Source organism: Streptomyces griseoaurantiacus (assembly GCF_036189845.1).
Taxonomy (GTDB): Bacteria; Actinomycetota; Actinomycetes; order Streptomycetales; family Streptomycetaceae; genus Streptomyces; species Streptomyces griseoaurantiacus.
Map to the genome: position 1 here is coordinate 6,021,802 of NZ_CP108326.1, position 16,314 is coordinate 6,038,115.

The window sequence follows — 16,314 nt, forward strand, 5'->3', positions numbered from 1 at the left end:
ACGGGGCGCCGTCCGCCCCGTTCCGGCCCCCGCCGCCGCGTTACCGACGCGGCTCCAGGCGCTGGTGGATGAGCCGGGCCATGTGGCCGAGCGTGCGGCCCGTGGCCAGGTCCGCCGGGGCGAGCCGGATGTCGAACAGGTCCCTCGCCCGGACCAGGAACTGCATGCCGAGGAGCGAGTCCAGGCCGTAGTCGGTGACGTTGCGCCTCGCGTCCAGGTCGGCGGGGTCGGTCTGCAGGACGGTCGCGAGGAGCCCGAGCAGGGTGTCGGTGATCTTCTCGACCGCCTCGTCCGCGGACAACCCCTTCAGCGTGCGCAGCAGTTCGGCGCGGGCGTCCGGCGAGGTGACCGAGGAGGCCGGGGCCAGCCGGCCGAAACGCGGGGTGGCCAGGGCCGGCAGCAGATGACGGGCGGCACCCCAGCGGTAGCGGCCCGCCCCGGCGACCTCGACGCCCTCCGCCAGCAGACGGTCGGCGGTGGCCAGCACCTCCTCGGGGGTGAGGAGTTCGAGGCCGCGTTCCGCCATGGCGGTGCCCATGCCGCTGCGGGCCACGTACCCGGTTCCCCCGATCGGGCCCCAGGCCAGCGCCGTGCCCGCCCGGCCCGCAGCCCGCCGGCCCCGGGCGAGGGCCTCCAGATAGGCGTTGGCCGCCGCGTAGGAGGACTGGCCGGGGTTGCCGATGGCGGCGGAGACGGAGGAGTGGCCGAGGAACAGGTCCAGGTCCGGGGCCCGTTCGGCGGTCAGACGGTCCAGCAGCGCCGCGCCCAGGGCCTTGGGCGCCAGCACCGCGGCGAACCGCTCGTCGTCGAGATCCGCGAGCACGGCGTCGTCCAGGTGCATCGCCGCGTGCACGAGGCCGCGCAGCGGGTGCCCGGTGGCGTCGACGGCGTCCAGGACCCCGCGCAGCGCGGCCTCGTCGGTGACGTCGGCGGCGTACGCGGTGGCCTTCACGCCCCGCTCGGCGAGGTCCCGGAGCAGCGCGGGCGCCTCGGGGGCCGCGGAGCCGCGGCGGGAGACCAGCGCCAGATGCCGGGCGCCGCCCTCGGCCAGCCGGCGGGCGGTGGCGGCGCCGAGCCCGCTCAGGCCCCCGGTGATCAGGTAGGTGCCTTCGGCGTCGGGCCGCGGGGCGCCGGGAGCGGGTTCCACGGGCACGGGCTCGTCGAGGGGATCGAAGGAGACGACGACCTTCCCCGTGTGCCGGGAGTGCTGGAGCAGGTGGAAGGCCTCGTCGACCCGGGCGGCGGGATGGACCGTGTGCGGCAGCGGCCGGTACCCGCCGGAGCGGAGCTCCGCCTCGAAGTCCGCGAGCAGCCGGGAGGCGAGGGCCGGGGCGCCGATCACGGCGTCGAGGTTGAAGCCGATGAAGGTCAGACTGCGGTCGAAGGGGCGCAGGCCCAGGGGGGTGTTGAGGAAGATGTCCCGCTTGCCGAGTTCGACGAAGCGGCCGTTGGGGGCCAGCAGGTCCAGGCCCTGGGCGATGGCCTCGCCGCTGAGCGAGTTGACGACGACGTCCACGCCCCGGTCCCCGGTCAGTTCCCGCACCCGGGGGACGAAGTCCAGGCTGCGGGAGTCGAGGACGTCCTCGACGCCGAGCGTGCGCAGCAGATCCCGCTTGGTCTCGCTGCCGGCGGTGGCGAGGACGCGGGCGCCCTGCCGGCGGGCGCACTGCAGCACGGCGAGCCCGACCGCCCCGGCGCCGCCGTGCACCAGCACGGTCTCCCCGGCGGCGAGGCGGGCCTTGTTGACCAGAGTCTCGTGGATCGTCAGGAAGGCGACGGGGAAGGTGGCGGCCTCGGTGAAGCTCATGTCGTCGGGGATGCGCATGACGGCCATCGCCGGGGACGTCGCGTGCGAGGCGAGGGCCGCGGGCACGAGGCCGCAGACCCGGTCCCCGGGCGCCAGCCCGGTGACGCCCGCCCCGACGGCGCGGACGATCCCGGCGCCGTCGGTGCCGAGACCGCGGCCGACCGGACTGCCCTCCACGGCCTTCGGGGGCAGGAGCCCGTTGGCCCGCATCGGGTCGCGGTAGTTCAGGGCCACGGCCCGCATCTCCAGGGCCACTTCGCCCGGTCCGGGCTCGGGGATCTCCGTCGCGCGCCAGACCAGCCGCCGGTGCAGCCCGGGGTCGCGCGCCTCCAGCACGAACGGGGTGCCCGGGGCGGGGACCGCGGCCGGCTCCTCCGCCGGGTGCTCGACCTGCCGGGGCACGAAGCGGCCCCGCGCGGTCAGGACGACCTCGTCCTCCCGCGCGTCCCGCTCCTCGCCACCGGGGGCGAGGAGTTCCTCCGCCAGACGGGCGGCGTCGGTGCCGGGGGAACCGGTGCGGTGGCAGGACAGACGGCGCAGGTCCAGGTCGGGGCGCTCGTTGGCGAGGGAGCGGCCGGCCGCCCAGATGGCCGCGTCGACCGGGTGCGAGGATTCCTCGGGGGCCGGGAAGAGGCCGGTCGGACGGGTCACGAGCCGGACGAGCGCCGTGCCGCCCCCGTCGAGGCCGTCGCAGGCGGCGGCCAGCGCGCGCAGCAGTCCCGCGCGCCGGGTGGTCCGCGTGACGACCTCCTCGGGCTCGGGACCGGGGGCGGCGAGCAGCACGACGACGCGCGGCCCGGCCGTACCCGCGGGCGCCGCGTCCCGGCGCCCGGCCGGGCCGACGGCGGGGGCCGCGGTGTGGGACGGCGGGTGGGGCGCGGTCTCCCGGGCGTCGTCGTCCGCCGCCAGGAGGTCCGCCCAGCCGGACGCCTCCTCCGGCGCCGTGACGACCCTCGCCCGGCCGAGGCGGGCGGCCAGTTCCCGTGCCGTCGCCGTCTCCGTGTCGTCCTCCACGGCGATCAGCCACGCGGCACCGGGGAGCGGACGCGAGGGCTGCGCTCCCGCCGTGCCGTCGTGGCCGACCGGTGTGCTGTCGTGGCCGACTGCCATGCCGTCCTGGTCGGCCCGCGTGCCGTCGTGGTCGACCGGCGTGCCGTCGTGGCCGACCGCCGCACCGTCGTGGTCGGCCGCCGCGAGGAGGACGGAGCGGTCCTCGGGTCCGGTCTGCGCCACGCCCGAGAAGCCGCACCGGCGCAACAGCGGGGCCCACCGGTCGCGGGGGAGGACCCGGCAGTCGGGGCGCAGCGCGTGGTCGCCACGCTCCCAGAAGTCGTCCAGCGTGCCGGAGACCAGCGCCTGGAGCCGGACGTCGTGCGGTTCGACGGCCAGCAGATGCCCTCCCGGGGCGAGGACGCTGTGCAGCCGGCGCAGGGTCAGGGCCAGGTCGGCCGTGCCGTGCAGCGCCTCGCCCGCGAGGACGAGGTCGAAACCGCCCCGGGGCAGCCCCTGGTCCACCGGGTCGAGGTTCGTGTCCAGGACGCGGTACTCGACGAGGTCCTCGTACGCGGCGAAGCGGTGCTGGGCGCGGGCGAGGGCGCTCTGCGCGGGTGCCGCGCACGTGTAGTGGGTGCGCTCGGCCGGAAGCACGGGCAGGACCGCCGCCGTCAGGGCGGTCGTGCTCGCGCCGACCTCCAGGACCCGCAGCGGCCGGTCGGCGGGCCACCGGGCGACGAGCTCGCCGAGCAGCGCCTGCACGGTCCGCTGGGCGAACCGGTGGGCGGGCCCGGTCTCGCGGAGCTGTTCGTGGACGCTGTCCCCGGACGGCAGGAGGCCGGCCGCGTCCACGAGGCCGCGCAGGACGTCGGGAAGCCGGCGCAGGTGCCGGTTGAGGACCAGCGTCTCGACGCCGTACGCCGGATGGTCCTCGACCAGTGCGCGCAGCACCTCCTCGGGCCGGATCGCGGTGCCGGTGAACCGCCGGCCCTCTCCCTCCTGCCGGACGAGGCCGTGCTCGGCGAGCAGCGGAAGCAGCAGCCGGGCCGCCCGCCGGTGCCGGGGCTGCAGGCCCCCGGCCACCAGGTCGGCCGTCGTGAACGGTGCGGCCGGGTCGGCGAGGAGGCCGTGCAGGGCCGCCGCCCAGCAGTGGGCGCCGGCCCGCGCGGCGGCGGCGAGGAACCGGTCGTGGGCGCTGTCGTCCAGGGCGGCGCGGGCGGCGGCCACCCGGTCCTCGACGGCGCGCAGCACCTCGGTGGGCGCGGGCAGCGGAGAGGGCGCGGCGGGCGTCCCCGGGTGCGGGGCGGCGCGCAGGACCGTGCGCTGGACGGTCAGCGGGGTGTGCTCGGCCAGATGCCCGCGCCGGGTGCGGCAGCCCTCGATCTCGGCGGTGACCGTGCCGTCCGGGTCGGCGTAGGTGATGTCCCAGCAGATCTCGTTGGCGCTGCGGGCGCGTCGGCGCAGGTGCACCACGCCGGTGGGCGAGGGGGTGCGCCACACCCGTACGGACCCGAACACGGTCGGCAGGAACGCGGCGGACTCCGCGTCCGGCCCGGCGAGTGCCACGGTGGCCTGCAGCGGGGCGTCGAGGAGGACCGGGTGGGCGGTGTAGGCGCCGGCCTCGTGCGGCAGCCGGTAGGAGACCAGTGCCTCCCCCTCGCCGGCGTCGACGCGGTCGATGAGCTGGAAGGCGGGCCCGCAGTTCAGCCCGATGCCGTGGCACCTCGCGTAGAACTCCGGCCCGTCCAGGCGCCGTTCGCAGCGGGCCCGGAGCGCGTCGAGGTCGAGCGGCGCGGGTGCCGTGCCGAGCAGGGTGCGGACCTGGGCGCGCACGACGGGCCGGCACTCCCCGTGGTGCTCCTCGCGGACGCTGACGGTCAGGGCCCCGTCCTCCGGGGTGACCGCCGTCTGCAGGGCGAGGGGCGTCGGGTCGGGCCACGGCACGGACAGCGGCCGGCCGATCTCCAGGTGCCGCACCTCGACCGGCCGGTCCAGGGCCCGGCGGCCGGCGCTCAGCGCCATCTCGACGTAGGCGGCCGCCGGCATGAGGACGTCCTCGCCGATCCGGTGGTCGCCGAGCCAGGGCACGAGCTGCGGTTCCACGGTGCCGTGCCAGACGGGGTGCGGGGCGGGCATCCGCTCGCCCGCCAGCGGGTGGTCGAGGGTGCCGTCGCCGGTGGCCCGGACGACCAGGTCCTGCGGCGCGCCGTGCCAGTACCGCTCGTGCTGCCACGGGTAGGCGGGCAGGTCGACGACCCGGCCGGGGCGGGGGAAGTGGTGGTGCCAGTCGGTGCCGGTGTCGGTGGCGAGCACCGCCGCGACGGCCGCCGCCGTCTCGCGCACGCCGTCCCCCTCCCGGTGCAGGGTGGGGACGCAGCCGGCCCCGGTGCGGCGCAGGTAGGGGCGCAGCACCGGGTGCGGGCCGACCTCGACCAGGACGCCGGCGTGCTCCTCGGCGAGGAGGGCGGCGGCCTCCGCGAACCGGACCGGCTCGCGGACGTTGCGCCACCAGTACTCGGCGTCCAGCTCCGGCCCCTCCAGCGGGGTGCCGGTGACGGTGGAGACGAAGGGGACGCGGGCGGGCGCGGGGGAGAGCCCGTCGAGGGCGTTGAGCAGCGGCTCCCGGATGGGGTCCATGGCGCGGCTGTGGAAGGCGTAGTCGAGGGCGAGTTCACGGAAGAAGACACCGCGCGCGGTCAGGTCCGCGCCCCAGGCCGCGAGCGCGTCGGCGTCCCCGGCGACGGTCACGTCCCGTTCGCTGTTGACGCCCGCGAGCTCCAGGGCGTCCCCGTGGGCGCGCAGTTCCTCGCGTGCCTGTTCCTCGGGCAGGCCGACGGCGGCCATCCGGCCCCGGCCCGCCGTGGCGCCCTGGGTGCGGCTGCGTTCGGCGATCACCAGCGCCGCCTGCTCCAGCGTCAGGACACCGGCGGCGTGCGCGGCGGCGACCTCGCCGACGCTGTGGCCTGCCACCGCGCACGGACGCACCCCGTACGAGGCCAGCAGCGCGGTCAGGCCCGTCTGCACGGCGAACAGGGCGGGCTGGGCGATCTCCGTGCGCTGCCAGGACGGCGGCCGGGGGTGCGCCAGCTCCTTGGCCACCGACCAGCCGAGGTGGGGCGCCAGGGCCGCGTCGGCCTCCTCGACGGCCGCGCGGAAGACCGGGGAACTCTTCAGCAGGTCGGCGCCCATGCCGGGCCACTGGGAGGCGTTGCCGGAGTACACGAACGCGGTGCCGCCCCGCTCGCTGGTGCGCACGAGGGCCCCCCGGGCGGGCTCGGCGGCCGCCAGCAGCTCCAGCTGCCGGGCGGCCTCCTGCGGGTCGGCGGCCAGGACGGCCGCGCGGTGCGGATGCGCGGTGCGCCGCACGGTGCTGGTGTGGGCGAGGTCGTAGAACTCCCCGGGCGCGGTGTCCCGCAGCCGCCCCGCCATGCGGGCGGCCATCTCCTTGAGCGCCTTCGGGGAGCGCGCGGAGACCACCAGCGGCAGCGGGCCCGGCTCCGGTTCCGGCGCCGGCTCCGGTTCCCGGCCGGTGGGCGGCGGGAGGACCACGACGTGCGCGTTGGCCCCGCCGAAGCCGAAGGCGGACACGCCCACCGCCGCCCGCGGTCCCACCGTCAGCGGGACGGGCTCCACGGCGGGCGCGAGCCCCAGACCCTCGAAGTCGATCGCCGGGTTGAGCGGCCGCGCGTGCAGCGAGGCCGGCACCGTGGCGTGGCGCAGCACCAGGATCGCCTTGAGCAGCCCGGCCATTCCCGAGGCGGGCTCCAGATGGCCGAGGTTCGACTTCACCGAGCCGATCGGCAGCGGCCCGCCGCTCCGGCGCCGGCCCAGCGCCCGCCCGATGGCCTCGGCCTCCGCCGGGTCGCCGACCTGGGTCCCGGTGCCGTGGGCCTCGACGTACACGAGGTCGTCCGGGTCGATCCCGGCCTCCCGGTAGACCGTGTGCAGCAGCGCCTCCTGCGTCTCGGCGCTGGGCACGATCAGGCCCGTGCTGCGGCCGTCGGTGTTGTTGCCGGTGGCGGCCAGCACGGCGTGCACCCGGTCGCCGTCGGCCAGCGCGTCCGTGAGCCGCTTCAGGACGAGCACCGCGCCGCCCTCCGCGCGCACGAACCCGTCGGCCTCGGCGGAGAAGGCGGCGCAGCGGCCGCGCCGCGAGAGCATGCCCGCGTAGGAGAACCCGGCGAACGGGTAGGGCGTCGACAGCACGTTGACCCCGCCGGCCAGCGCGATGCGGCCGGTGCCCTCGCGCAGGGTGCGGCAGGCGCGGTCGAGGGCGACCAGCGCGGAGGAGCAGGCCGTGTCCACCGCCATGCTCGGCCCGCGCAGGTCGAAGGCGTACGACAGGCGGTTCGCGGTGAGGGACAGGGTGGCGCCGGGCATCGTGTGCGGACTGGTGTGGTCCTGCATCATCGACAGGGTCACCCCGTAGCCGGGGTCGGAGACGCCCACGTACACGCAGGTGTCCGATCCGGCGAGGGCCCCGGCGGGCAGCGCGGCGTCGTCCAGGGCCTCGGCGGCCATCTCCAGGAGCAGCCGCTGCTGCGGGTCGATGTGCCGGGCCTCGGCGGGCGACATGCCGAAGTACGCGGCGTCGAACGAGGCGACGTCCTCGAGGAAGCCGCCCGCGGCGGTGTAACTGCGGCCGGGTCGCACGGCCTCCGGGTCCACCATGCGCTGCCTGGGCAGCCGGTCGGCGGGCATCTCCCCGACCATGTCCCGCCCGTCCCGCAGCACGGACCACAGTCCGTCCAGATCCGTGATGCCTCCGGGAAGCCGGCAGCCGACTCCCACCACCGCCACGGCCCGTTCGAACCGATCCATACCAATTCCCCGCAATCTAACGCCGGTTGCGCACTCTGGTTGCGAAGTGAAAGGGATCACCGGACGGAAAAGCCAGCGCCGACCACTCGTTGTGGTGAAGACCGCCGCACAAAGGGACTTTCGGCGTGAGCGCGGCGATTCCGCCGTTACGGTGACGCGGTGCCCGAAGCCCTCCGTGCCCGTATCGCCGCCGTCTCCGCTCATCTGCCGTCCCGCTACCGGACCATGGACGACATCCGTGCCAGGATCGCCGGGACCGGCGGCTACGCGCCGCCGCCCGGACTGCTCGAGGACCTCACCGGGGTCCGCGGCGTCCATGTGCACGAGGACGGCGAGAACGCCTCCGACCTCGCCGTGGCCGCCGCCCGCACCGCCCTGGACGAGGCGGGCATGAGCATCGGCGACATCGACCTGCTGCTGTTCGCCTCCACCGCGCAGGACCTGATCGAACCCGCCACCTCCCACCTCGTGGCCGTCAAACTCGGCGCCTCCTGCCCGGTGTTCGACATCAAGAACGCCTGCAACAGCGTGCTCAACGCCATGGAGGTCGCCGCCTCGTTCATCCAGACCGGCCGCTACCGCACCGTCCTCATCGCCTGCGGCGAACCCGCCACCCTGGCCACCCGCTGGCACACCCCCGACCGCCAGACCCTGCTGCGGGCCCTGCCCGGTTACACCGCCTCCGACGCCGGTGCCGCGCTCGTCCTCACCGCCGGGCCCGCGGGCCCGGACGACCCCGGCATCCTCGCCCTGCGTTTCGCCAGCAACTCCGAGGCGTGGGAGAACTGCACGGTGGCCGGGGGCGGCAGCATGCACCACCTCTCCGTGCACGACGACCACACCACGCTGCGCCTGAACGGAGACCTGCGCCAGGGCGCCCTCGACGCCCTCCCGCGCATCCTGGACGCCGCGGGCGAGGAACTCCGGGCGGTCGGCGCCAGCACCTTCGTCGCCTTCCACCAGATCGCCATGCCGCAGTACCGGGAGATGATCGAGCTGCTCTCCCTGCCCGAGGACCGCTGCATGCCCGCGGTGGCCGAGCACGGCAACTGTGCGGCGGCCTCCCTCCCGCTGCAACTGGTCAAGGCGCGCGAGGCCGACCGCATCGAGCGCGGCGACCTCGTCACGATGATCGGCCTGGCCAGCGGATTCAGCTTCGGCCTGGCCCTGGTCCGCTGGTGACCGCGCACACGAGCGGCGCGTCCGCCGCACTGCCGCCGCTGCCCGGCTACCCCGCGCCCCGGCACTGGCGCCGGGTACCGGTCACCGGGCAGCACTACCTCGACCTCGGCTCCGGCCGCCCGGTGCTCTTCCTGCACGGCAACCCGGCGTGGAGCTACGTCTGGCGCAAGCTGCTGCACCTGCTCTCCCCGCACGCCCGCTGCCTCGCCCCCGACCTGCCCGGCTTCGGCCTCTCCCGGCACATGCGCCCCTCGGACGGGGTGCCCGACCCCTACGAGGCCCAACTGGAAGGGCTGGACGGCCTGTTGCGGCACCTGGTGCGCGAGGAGGGACTGCCCGAGCGGGGCTGGACCTTCGTCCTGCACGACTGGGGCGGCCCGCTCGGCGCCGCCTGGGCCCTGCGCAACCCGGGAGTCGTGGCCCGCCTCGTCGTCTGCAACACCGTGGCCTTCCCCTTCCCTGAGGGCTTCCGGCTGCCCTTCTACCTGCGCTGGATCCGCGACCACCGGCCGGTCGCCGCATGCGTCCACGCCACCAACGCCTTCGCCCGCGTCGCCGTGCGCGCCGGGGCCCACCACCCGCTGTCCGCCGCCGAACGCCGGGCCCTGCTGGGCCCGCACGCCCGCCGGGCGGAACGCCGGGCGCTCACCGAGGCCGTCCGGGCCATCCCCCGGCACCCGGCGGACCCCGCCTGGCGGTTGCTCGAACCCCCCGAAGGGAGCCCCGGCCTGTCCGCGCTGCCGCTGCTCCTCGGCTGGGGCATGCGCGACCCCGTCTTCACACCGGCGCTGCTCCGGGAATGGATCCGCCGCTTCCCCCACGCCGAGGTCCACCGCTTCCCCGACGCCGGCCACTACGTGATGGAGGACGCCGCCGCCGGGCTCGGCGACCGCATCAGGGACTTCCTCCAGGAGACCGCATGACCCTCCCCGTGCCCGGCTTCGCCGCGCACCTCGCCGACCGGCCCGAGGACATCGCCCTCGTCCGCTGCCGCCGGGGGACCTCCCGCACGACCACCAGGGGCGAACTGGTGCGGGACGCGCACGCGCTCGCGGAGAAGCTCCACGAGGCCGGGGTGCGCCCCGGCCACAAGGCGGTCGTGATGACCCGCGACGCCCACGACCTGACCGCCCTCGCCTACGCCCTCGGCGTCCTCGGCGCCGTGCCCGTGCTCATCGAACCGCGTGCGGAGGTGGGCCGCTGCCTGGAGGACGTCGCCCCGGACGTGTTCATCGGCGAACCCCTGGCCCATCTCGGCCGGTGGGTCCTCGGCTGGGGGCGGACGCACGTGCGCGTCCCACTGGTCACGAGGGCGGCGCCGCGCGCGCTGGGGGAGCGGCTGACGGTACCGGGGCAGAGGAACGGCGGCCCCGCGGGACGGCCGGGCGGGGCGGATCCCTCGGACCCCCCGCCCCCGTCGGACCTCTCGCCCCCGTCGCTCCTCTCGCCCCCATCGTCACTCTCGCCCCCGGAGGCCCTCTCGCTCCGGCCGGAGGACCCCGAGGGCGACCCGCTCGCCATGATCGCCTTCACCTCCGGCTCCACCGGACGCCCCAAGGGCGCCGAGTACCGCCACAGCACCCTCGCCGGACAGATCGCCGCGCTGCGGACCCTGCTCGACCCCCGGCCCGAGGACGTGCTCCTCGCCGGGTTCCTGCCGATCGCGCTGCTCGGCCCGCTCCTCGGACCGGCCACCGTCGTCCCCGCCGTCAACCATCTCGCGCCCGCCCGCACCCGCCCGGAGGAGATCCTCGGGCCGATCCTGAGGCACCGCGTCACCACGGTCCTGGCGTCCCCCGCCGTCCTCGGCCTCCTCGCCGGACACTGCGCCCGCCACAGCCTCACCCTGCCCACGGTCCGGCAGATCCTCTCCTTCGGCGCCCCGCTGCGCACCGGCCTCGCCGACGCGCTGCGCGCCGCCGTGCCCGCCGAGGCCGAGATCCTCAGCGTCTACGGGGCCACCGAGTGCCTGCCCGTCTCCGCGTGCGGCGACCACGCACTGCGGGCCGCCCGCGCCGAGCCGCCCGCCGGGCAGGCGGGCACCTGCCTGGGCCGGCCGCTGCCCGGCGTCCACGCGCGCATCCTCGACGCCGACACCACCGGGCTCGGCGAGATCGCCGTCGCCGGCCCCACCGTCAGCCCCGCCTACCACGCGCGTCCCGAGGCCGACGCCGCCACCAAGAGCGTCACCGACCACGGTGTCCTCCACCGCACCGGGGACCTCGGCCGGCTCGACGAGGAGGGCCGGCTGTGGTTCCTCGGCCGCAAGGCCCACCTCGTCACCGGCACCGGCTTCACCCTGCCCACCGAGGACATCGAGGCCGCGGCGGACACGGCCCCGGGCGTACGGCGCACCGCCCTCGTCGGCGCCGGCCCGGCGGTGTGCCAACTCCCCGTCCTGTGCGTGGAGGTGGAGCCCTCCGCGTCACGCCCCGAGGCCCTCGCGGCGGTACGGGCCGTGCTGGCGGAGCATCCCGAGGGCCACCGCGTCGGCGCCGTGCTGCCGCACCGCCGGTTCCCCGTGGACCCCCGGCACAACTCCAAGATCGACCGCATGCGTCTGGCCGGCTGGGCGACGCGGCGGCTGCGCGGGAGGCTCCGATGAGGGACCCGGACCTGCGGGGCCTGGAGGTCCTGGTCACCGGGGGAAGCGGCTTCCTCGGGCGGGAGCTGTGCCGCCAACTCGGCGTCCGGGGCGCGGTGGTGTCCTCCCTCTGCCGCCGCCCCAGCACCGCACTGGAACGCATGGGCGTCCGGCAGCACCTGGGCGACCTCACCGACGCCGAGGCCGTCTCCCGGGCGGTGGCCGGATGCGAGGCCGTCGTCCACAACGCCGCCCTCGCCGGGGTCGGCGGCCCGCCCCGGCCGTACTGGTCCACCAACGTGCTCGGCACCCGACAGGTGCTCGCGCAGTGCCGCGCCCACGGCGTGCGCACACTCCTGTACACCTCGACCGCCAGCGTCGCCTTCCGGCCCGGCGGCCTGGAAGGCGCCACCGAGGACCTCCACCCCACCCCCTGCCACCTCGCCGCCTACCCCGCCACCAAGGCCCGCGCCGAGGCGCTGGTGCTGGCCGCCGACGGGCCGGAGCTGGCCACCGTCTCGCTGCGCCCGCACATCATCTGGGGGCCGGGCGACCCCCACTTCGCGCCCGCCCTCCTGCGCGCCGTACGGGCCGGCCGCCTGTTCATGCCCGGTGACGGCGCCAACCTCGTCGACACCACCCACGTCCGCACCGCCGCCCACGCCCACCTGCTCGCCCTCGACCGGCTGCGCGAGGCACCGGCGGCGGACATCCCGGCGATCGGCGGCCGCGCCTACTTCATCAGCCAGGGCGACCCGCGCCCCCTGCGGGAGATCGCCGCGTGCTTCCTGCGCGCCGCCGGCACCGAGGCCCGCTGGTGCGGCCTGCCGCCCCGGCTCGCCACCGCAGGGGCAGCCCTCGCCGAAACCCTCCTGCGCGCGGCGGGCAGCACCCGCACCCACGCCCTCAGCCGCTTCCTCGTCGAGGAACTGCTGACCCCGCACCACTTCGACATCACCGCGGCCCGCCGCGACCTCGGCTTCGCACCGCCCATCGGCTTCGACGAGGGCATCGCGGAACTCACCCGCGTCGCCTCCGCCGCCGGCCGCGGCGACGAGGTCGACAGCCACCCACGAGAAGACCGTCACCACCCCCAGGAGCCGCCGTGCCCGACACCTACGACACCGTCCGGTCCGTCCTGACCCAGACCTTCCGCGTGCCGGAGGAGGAGATCGAACCGGGTCGCACCCTGGGGCAGCTCGACCTGGACTCTCTGGCCCTGGCGGAGCTGACGCTCGTCCTGCATGAACGCCTCGGGGTGCGGATCGAGGGCGAGTACGCCTCCCGGGAGACGACCCTCACCGCGCTGGCCACCCATCTCGCCTCGCTGGGCGCGGGCGGCACGGGGGCGGTGGCGTCCTCGTGACCGCCGACGCGACCCCGCCCGTGGCGGTCACCGGGCTCGGGCTGCTCACCCCCGCGGGCGACGGTGTCGACGCCACCTGGGACGGAGTCCGCCGCGGCCTGGGCACCGCCTCCCACGACCCCGTGCTGGCCGGCCTCCCTGTGGACTTCTCCTGCCGCGTCCCCCTGTCCTCCGAGGAACTGGGCCGACGGATCGGGCGCGCCGCCTGGCGCATGGCACGCAACGCACGACTCGCGGTCCTCGCCGCCCGCGAGGCGGTCCTCGACGCCGGTCTCGATGCCAGGAGCTGGGACGGCGACCGGGTCGCCGTCGTCCTCGGCTGCGGTCTCGGCGCGGACGCCGAACGCGAGGAACAGGCCGCGCGGCTGCGGGAGTCCGGCCCGGACATGGTCTCCGCGGTCACCTTCCCCCTCGTGCTGTCGAACATGGCGAGCGGCGAGGTCTCCATCGACCTGGGGGCCCGCGGACCCGTCCTCGCCCCTGCCACCGCTTGCGCCACCGGCGCCAGCGCCCTCGCCGTGGCCCGCGACCTCCTCGCCTCCGGGCGGTGCGACATCGCGGTCGCCGGGGCCACCGAGGCCGCCGTCACCCCGCTCGCCTCGGCCGGCTTCTGGCGGGCGGGGGCCCTGTCCCGGCGCACCGGCGCACCCGCCGAAGCCTCCCGGCCGTTCGCCGCCGACCGCGACGGCTTCGTGCTGGCGGAGGGCGCCGGCGTGCTCGTGCTGGAACGCGCCGAGGACGCGGCCGCCCGGGGCGCCCGGGTCCGCGCCCTGCTCGCGGGCTGCGGCAGCACGGCCGACGCCCACCACCCCACCGCTCCCGAACCCGGGGCCCGGGGCGCGGAGGCGGCGCTGCGCACCGCCCTGGCGGAGGCCGGACTGGCGCCGCACGAGGTCGACCACGTCAACGCGCACGGCACCTCGACCCCGCTGGGCGATGCCGGGGAGGCGGCCCTGATCGCCCGGGTCCTGCCGCACCGGCCCAGCGTCACCGCGGCCAAGGGTGTCCTCGGACACGGCCTGGGCGCGGCGGGCGCCATCGAGGCGGCGCTCACCGTCCTCACCCTCCAGCACCGCACGGTGCCCCCGATCGCCAACCTGGACGCCCCGGCCCCCGGGTTCGGCCTCGACTGCGTCACCAAGGAATCCCGGCGGCAGGACGTCCGGGTCGCCCTCAGCCACTCCTTCGGCTTCGGGGGCCACAACGTCGTCCTCGCCCTCGTCAGGGCGTGAGGTCGATGCCGAAGAGGGCGGCGGCGTTGGCCGAGCGGACCTTGCGGCGGTCCTCCTCGGTGTCCAGGTGGCCGAAGAAGGTGTCGATCTCGGCGCGGGTGGGCTGCTGGAAGGGATAGTCCGTGGAGAAGATCAGCCGGTCGGTGCTCGTGACCGTCAGGGCGTGCCGCAGCAGGGCGGGGTTGAGCATGCCCGAGGCCGTGAGGAAGACGTTGGTGCGGAGGTAGTCCGAGACCGGGCGTTCGAGGCCGGCCAGGCGGGAGAGGCTGTCGGCCCGGTCCAGCCAGAACGGCAGCAGCTCGCCCCAGTGGCCCAGCACGAGCACCAGGTCGGGGTGGCGGTCGAAGGTGCCGCGCAGGATGAGCCGCAGGGCCGCGGTCGCCGCCTCCACGTGCCAGCCCCAGCCGAAGGTGGCCAGTCCCAGCTCCGTCATGGGGTCGAAGCCGCGGTAGGCGGCGCCGCGCAGCGCCTGGGAGGGGATCTGCGGGTGGAGGAAGACGGGCTGGCGCAGTGCGGCCGCGGCGGCGAAGAAGTCCTCGTAGGCGGGGTCGTCCAGGAAGCGGTCGCCCGACCGGCCGTAGACCATCGTTCCGACGTGCCCCAGCGAGGCGGCGCGTTCGAGTTCGGCGACGACGTGCGGCGGGGACGAGAGCGGCAGCGTCGACAGCGACCGGAAGCGTGTCGGGTGGGCGCGGACCGCCTCGGCGGCGGTGTCGTTCGCGAGGCGGCTGAGCGCGACCGCCTCGGCGGCGGGCAGGGCCTGGGTTCCGGGCGGGGTGAGGGCGAGGACGGCCATGTCGATGCCCTGGGCGTCCATGGCGGCCAGCCGGCCGGCGCCGAGGTCGCCGAGGCGCTCGCCGGTGTCGCCCCGCTTGTTGAGGAGCAGGCTCTCGTCGGGGTGCGGGAGGGCTTCGAGGGCGGAGGCCAGCTCCGGAAGCATCCAGTGTTCTTCGATGCCGATGAGGGTCATGAACGCTGTTCCTTCGAGTGCGTGAGGTCCCGCGTGGGAGCGGGAACGGAGGGCGGTCCCGGCCGTGTCCCCCCACCGGCCGTGGCCGGTTCCCGCGGCGCGGGGAGGGGGGCGGGGAAGAGGAGGTACGAGACACCGGCGAGGACGGCGAGCCCGCCCATCGCGAGCGCCATGGGCACGGCGGTGTGCTCGCCCCCCAGGCCGACGACCGGCGTGACGAGGGCGGCCAGACCGAACTGGGCCGCCCCGACCACGGCCGACCCGGCTCCCGCCGCGCGGGGCACCGCGTCCAGGGCGAGGGCCGTGGCCGGGCCGAGTATGAAGCCCAGCGAGGCGACGGCGAAGAAGAGCGGCACCGTCAGCCAGACCGCGCCGAGGGGGGTGAGCGCCAGGGCGAGCAGCGCGAGCGAGGCGAGGAGGAGCCAGCCGACGCCGAGGGCCAGGACGCGGCGCGGTTCGGCGCGGCGCAGCAGCCGCGAGGAGAGCGCGCTGCTCAGCACGAGTCCGAGTGCGTTGAGCGCGAACAGCAGGCCGTAGGGGACGGCGCCGACGCCGATGACCGTCTGATAGAGGAAGGGGGAGGCCGAGATGTAGGCCATCAGGACCGCGAAGGAGAACACCAGGGTCCCGGTGGCGGTCAGATACGCCCGGCGCCGCAGGTGCCGGAACCCGCCCCGCCGGGTGGTGCCCCGCCTCCCGGGCGGCAGGCTCTCGGGTACGAGCAGGGCGGAACCGGCGAACATGGCGAGGGCCAGAGCGGCGAGCACCAGGAGCACCCCGCGCCAGCCGACCGCGCCGACCAGCACGCTGCCCAGCAGCGGGGCCACGACCGGCGCCACCCCGCCGACGATCATCATGAGGCTGAACGCGCGCGCCGCCGCACGGCCCCTGGCCAGGTCGGCGACGACCGCGCGGCCGATGACCATCCCGGCCGCGGCGCTCGCCCCCTGCAGCAGACGCGCCGCCACGAGCACGGTGATCGTCGGGGCCAGGGCGGTCAGGACGCTCGCGGCGACGAACACGGCGGAGCCGAGGAGGAGGGGCCCGCGCCGGCCGTACCGGTCCGAGAGGGGACCGAAGACCAACTGCCCGGCCGAAAGCCCCAGCAGGAACGTGGTCAGGGTGAGCTGGACGGACGTGGCGCCGGTGTGCAGGTCCGTCGCCATGCGCGGAAACGCCGACAGGTACATGTCGATGCCGAAGGGGGCGACGCTGGCCAGTACCGCGAGCATCGCGAGCAACGCGCCGGTGATCCGTCCGTCCGGGGACCCCTGCGGTGATTCTCGCGGGGACTCGGGCCAAGTTCCCTGGGAGGCTCTGGACACGGCACATCTCCGATCGGACGGCACAACGGGCACC

The 16,314-nt window shown here is 76.1% G+C and carries 9 protein-coding genes; 6 read left to right on the forward strand and 3 right to left on the reverse strand.

The genetic code is table 11. From position 1 onward, the window contains the following. Positions 1–40: 40 nt before the first annotated feature. Positions 41–7,621, reverse strand: coding sequence for an SDR family NAD(P)-dependent oxidoreductase (locus tag OHB09_RS26660; protein ID WP_328922654.1), 7,581 nt, complete (start codon positions 7,619–7,621; stop codon positions 41–43). Positions 7,622–7,780: 159 nt separating this feature from the next. Here OHB09_RS26660 and OHB09_RS26665 point away from each other — a divergent pair, with 159 nt between their 5' ends. The 6 genes from OHB09_RS26665 to OHB09_RS26690 are packed head-to-tail and all read left to right on the forward strand — an operon-like array spanning position 7,781 to position 13,985. Continuing rightward, positions 7,781–8,803: a 3-oxoacyl-ACP synthase III family protein gene (locus tag OHB09_RS26665; protein WP_006143266.1), complete on the forward strand. Its 1,023-nt coding sequence runs from the start codon at positions 7,781–7,783 to the stop codon at positions 8,801–8,803. Then, positions 8,800–9,726: an alpha/beta fold hydrolase gene (locus OHB09_RS26670; protein WP_328922655.1), complete on the forward strand. Its 927-nt coding sequence runs from the start codon at positions 8,800–8,802 to the stop codon at positions 9,724–9,726. Before OHB09_RS26665 ends, OHB09_RS26670 begins: the two co-directional genes overlap by 4 nt. Further along, a complete protein-coding gene (locus OHB09_RS26675) occupies positions 9,723–11,408 on the forward strand; it encodes an AMP-binding protein (protein WP_328922656.1) in 1,686 nt (561 codons plus the stop codon). Before OHB09_RS26670 ends, OHB09_RS26675 begins: the two co-directional genes overlap by 4 nt. Then, a complete protein-coding gene (locus OHB09_RS26680; protein ID WP_328922657.1) occupies positions 11,405–12,529 on the forward strand; it encodes an NAD-dependent epimerase/dehydratase family protein in 1,125 nt (374 codons plus the stop codon). The genes OHB09_RS26675 and OHB09_RS26680 overlap by 4 nt, the downstream gene beginning before the upstream one ends. Further along, positions 12,493–12,753 carry an acyl carrier protein gene (locus OHB09_RS26685; RefSeq protein WP_006143262.1) on the forward strand — a complete coding sequence of 87 codons (261 nt, stop codon included), beginning with the start codon at positions 12,493–12,495 and terminating at the stop codon, positions 12,751–12,753. The genes OHB09_RS26680 and OHB09_RS26685 overlap by 37 nt, the downstream gene beginning before the upstream one ends. Next, positions 12,750–13,985, forward strand: coding sequence for a beta-ketoacyl-[acyl-carrier-protein] synthase family protein (locus tag OHB09_RS26690; RefSeq protein ID WP_328922658.1), 1,236 nt, complete (start codon positions 12,750–12,752; stop codon positions 13,983–13,985). Before OHB09_RS26685 ends, OHB09_RS26690 begins: the two co-directional genes overlap by 4 nt. Here OHB09_RS26690 and OHB09_RS26695 read toward each other — a convergent pair. Both OHB09_RS26695 and OHB09_RS26700 read right to left on the reverse strand, forming a co-directional pair. Further along, positions 13,975–14,955, reverse strand: a complete 981-nt coding sequence (locus OHB09_RS26695; RefSeq protein ID WP_328922659.1) for an amidohydrolase family protein — start codon at positions 14,953–14,955, stop codon at positions 13,975–13,977. The two genes, OHB09_RS26690 and OHB09_RS26695, sit on opposite strands and share 11 nt — an antisense overlap. Then, positions 14,952–16,280: a multidrug effflux MFS transporter gene (locus tag OHB09_RS26700; protein ID WP_213087794.1), complete on the reverse strand. Its 1,329-nt coding sequence runs from the start codon at positions 16,278–16,280 to the stop codon at positions 14,952–14,954. The genes OHB09_RS26695 and OHB09_RS26700 overlap by 4 nt, the downstream gene beginning before the upstream one ends. Between the last annotated feature and the right edge of the window lie 34 nt (positions 16,281–16,314).

Bases quoted from the DNA above. Each gene is read 5' to 3' on its own strand.
- OHB09_RS26660 (WP_328922654.1), bottom strand. From the start codon at position 7,621: ATGGATCGGTTCGAACGGGCCGTGGCGGTGGTGGGAGTCGGCTGCCGG.
- OHB09_RS26675 (WP_328922656.1), top strand. From the start codon at position 9,723: ATGACCCTCCCCGTGCCCGGCTTCGCCGCGCACCTCGCCGACCGGCCC.
- OHB09_RS26680 (WP_328922657.1), top strand. From the start codon at position 11,405: ATGAGGGACCCGGACCTGCGGGGCCTGGAGGTCCTGGTCACCGGGGGA.
- OHB09_RS26695 (WP_328922659.1), bottom strand. From the start codon at position 14,955: ATGACCCTCATCGGCATCGAAGAACACTGGATGCTTCCGGAGCTGGCC.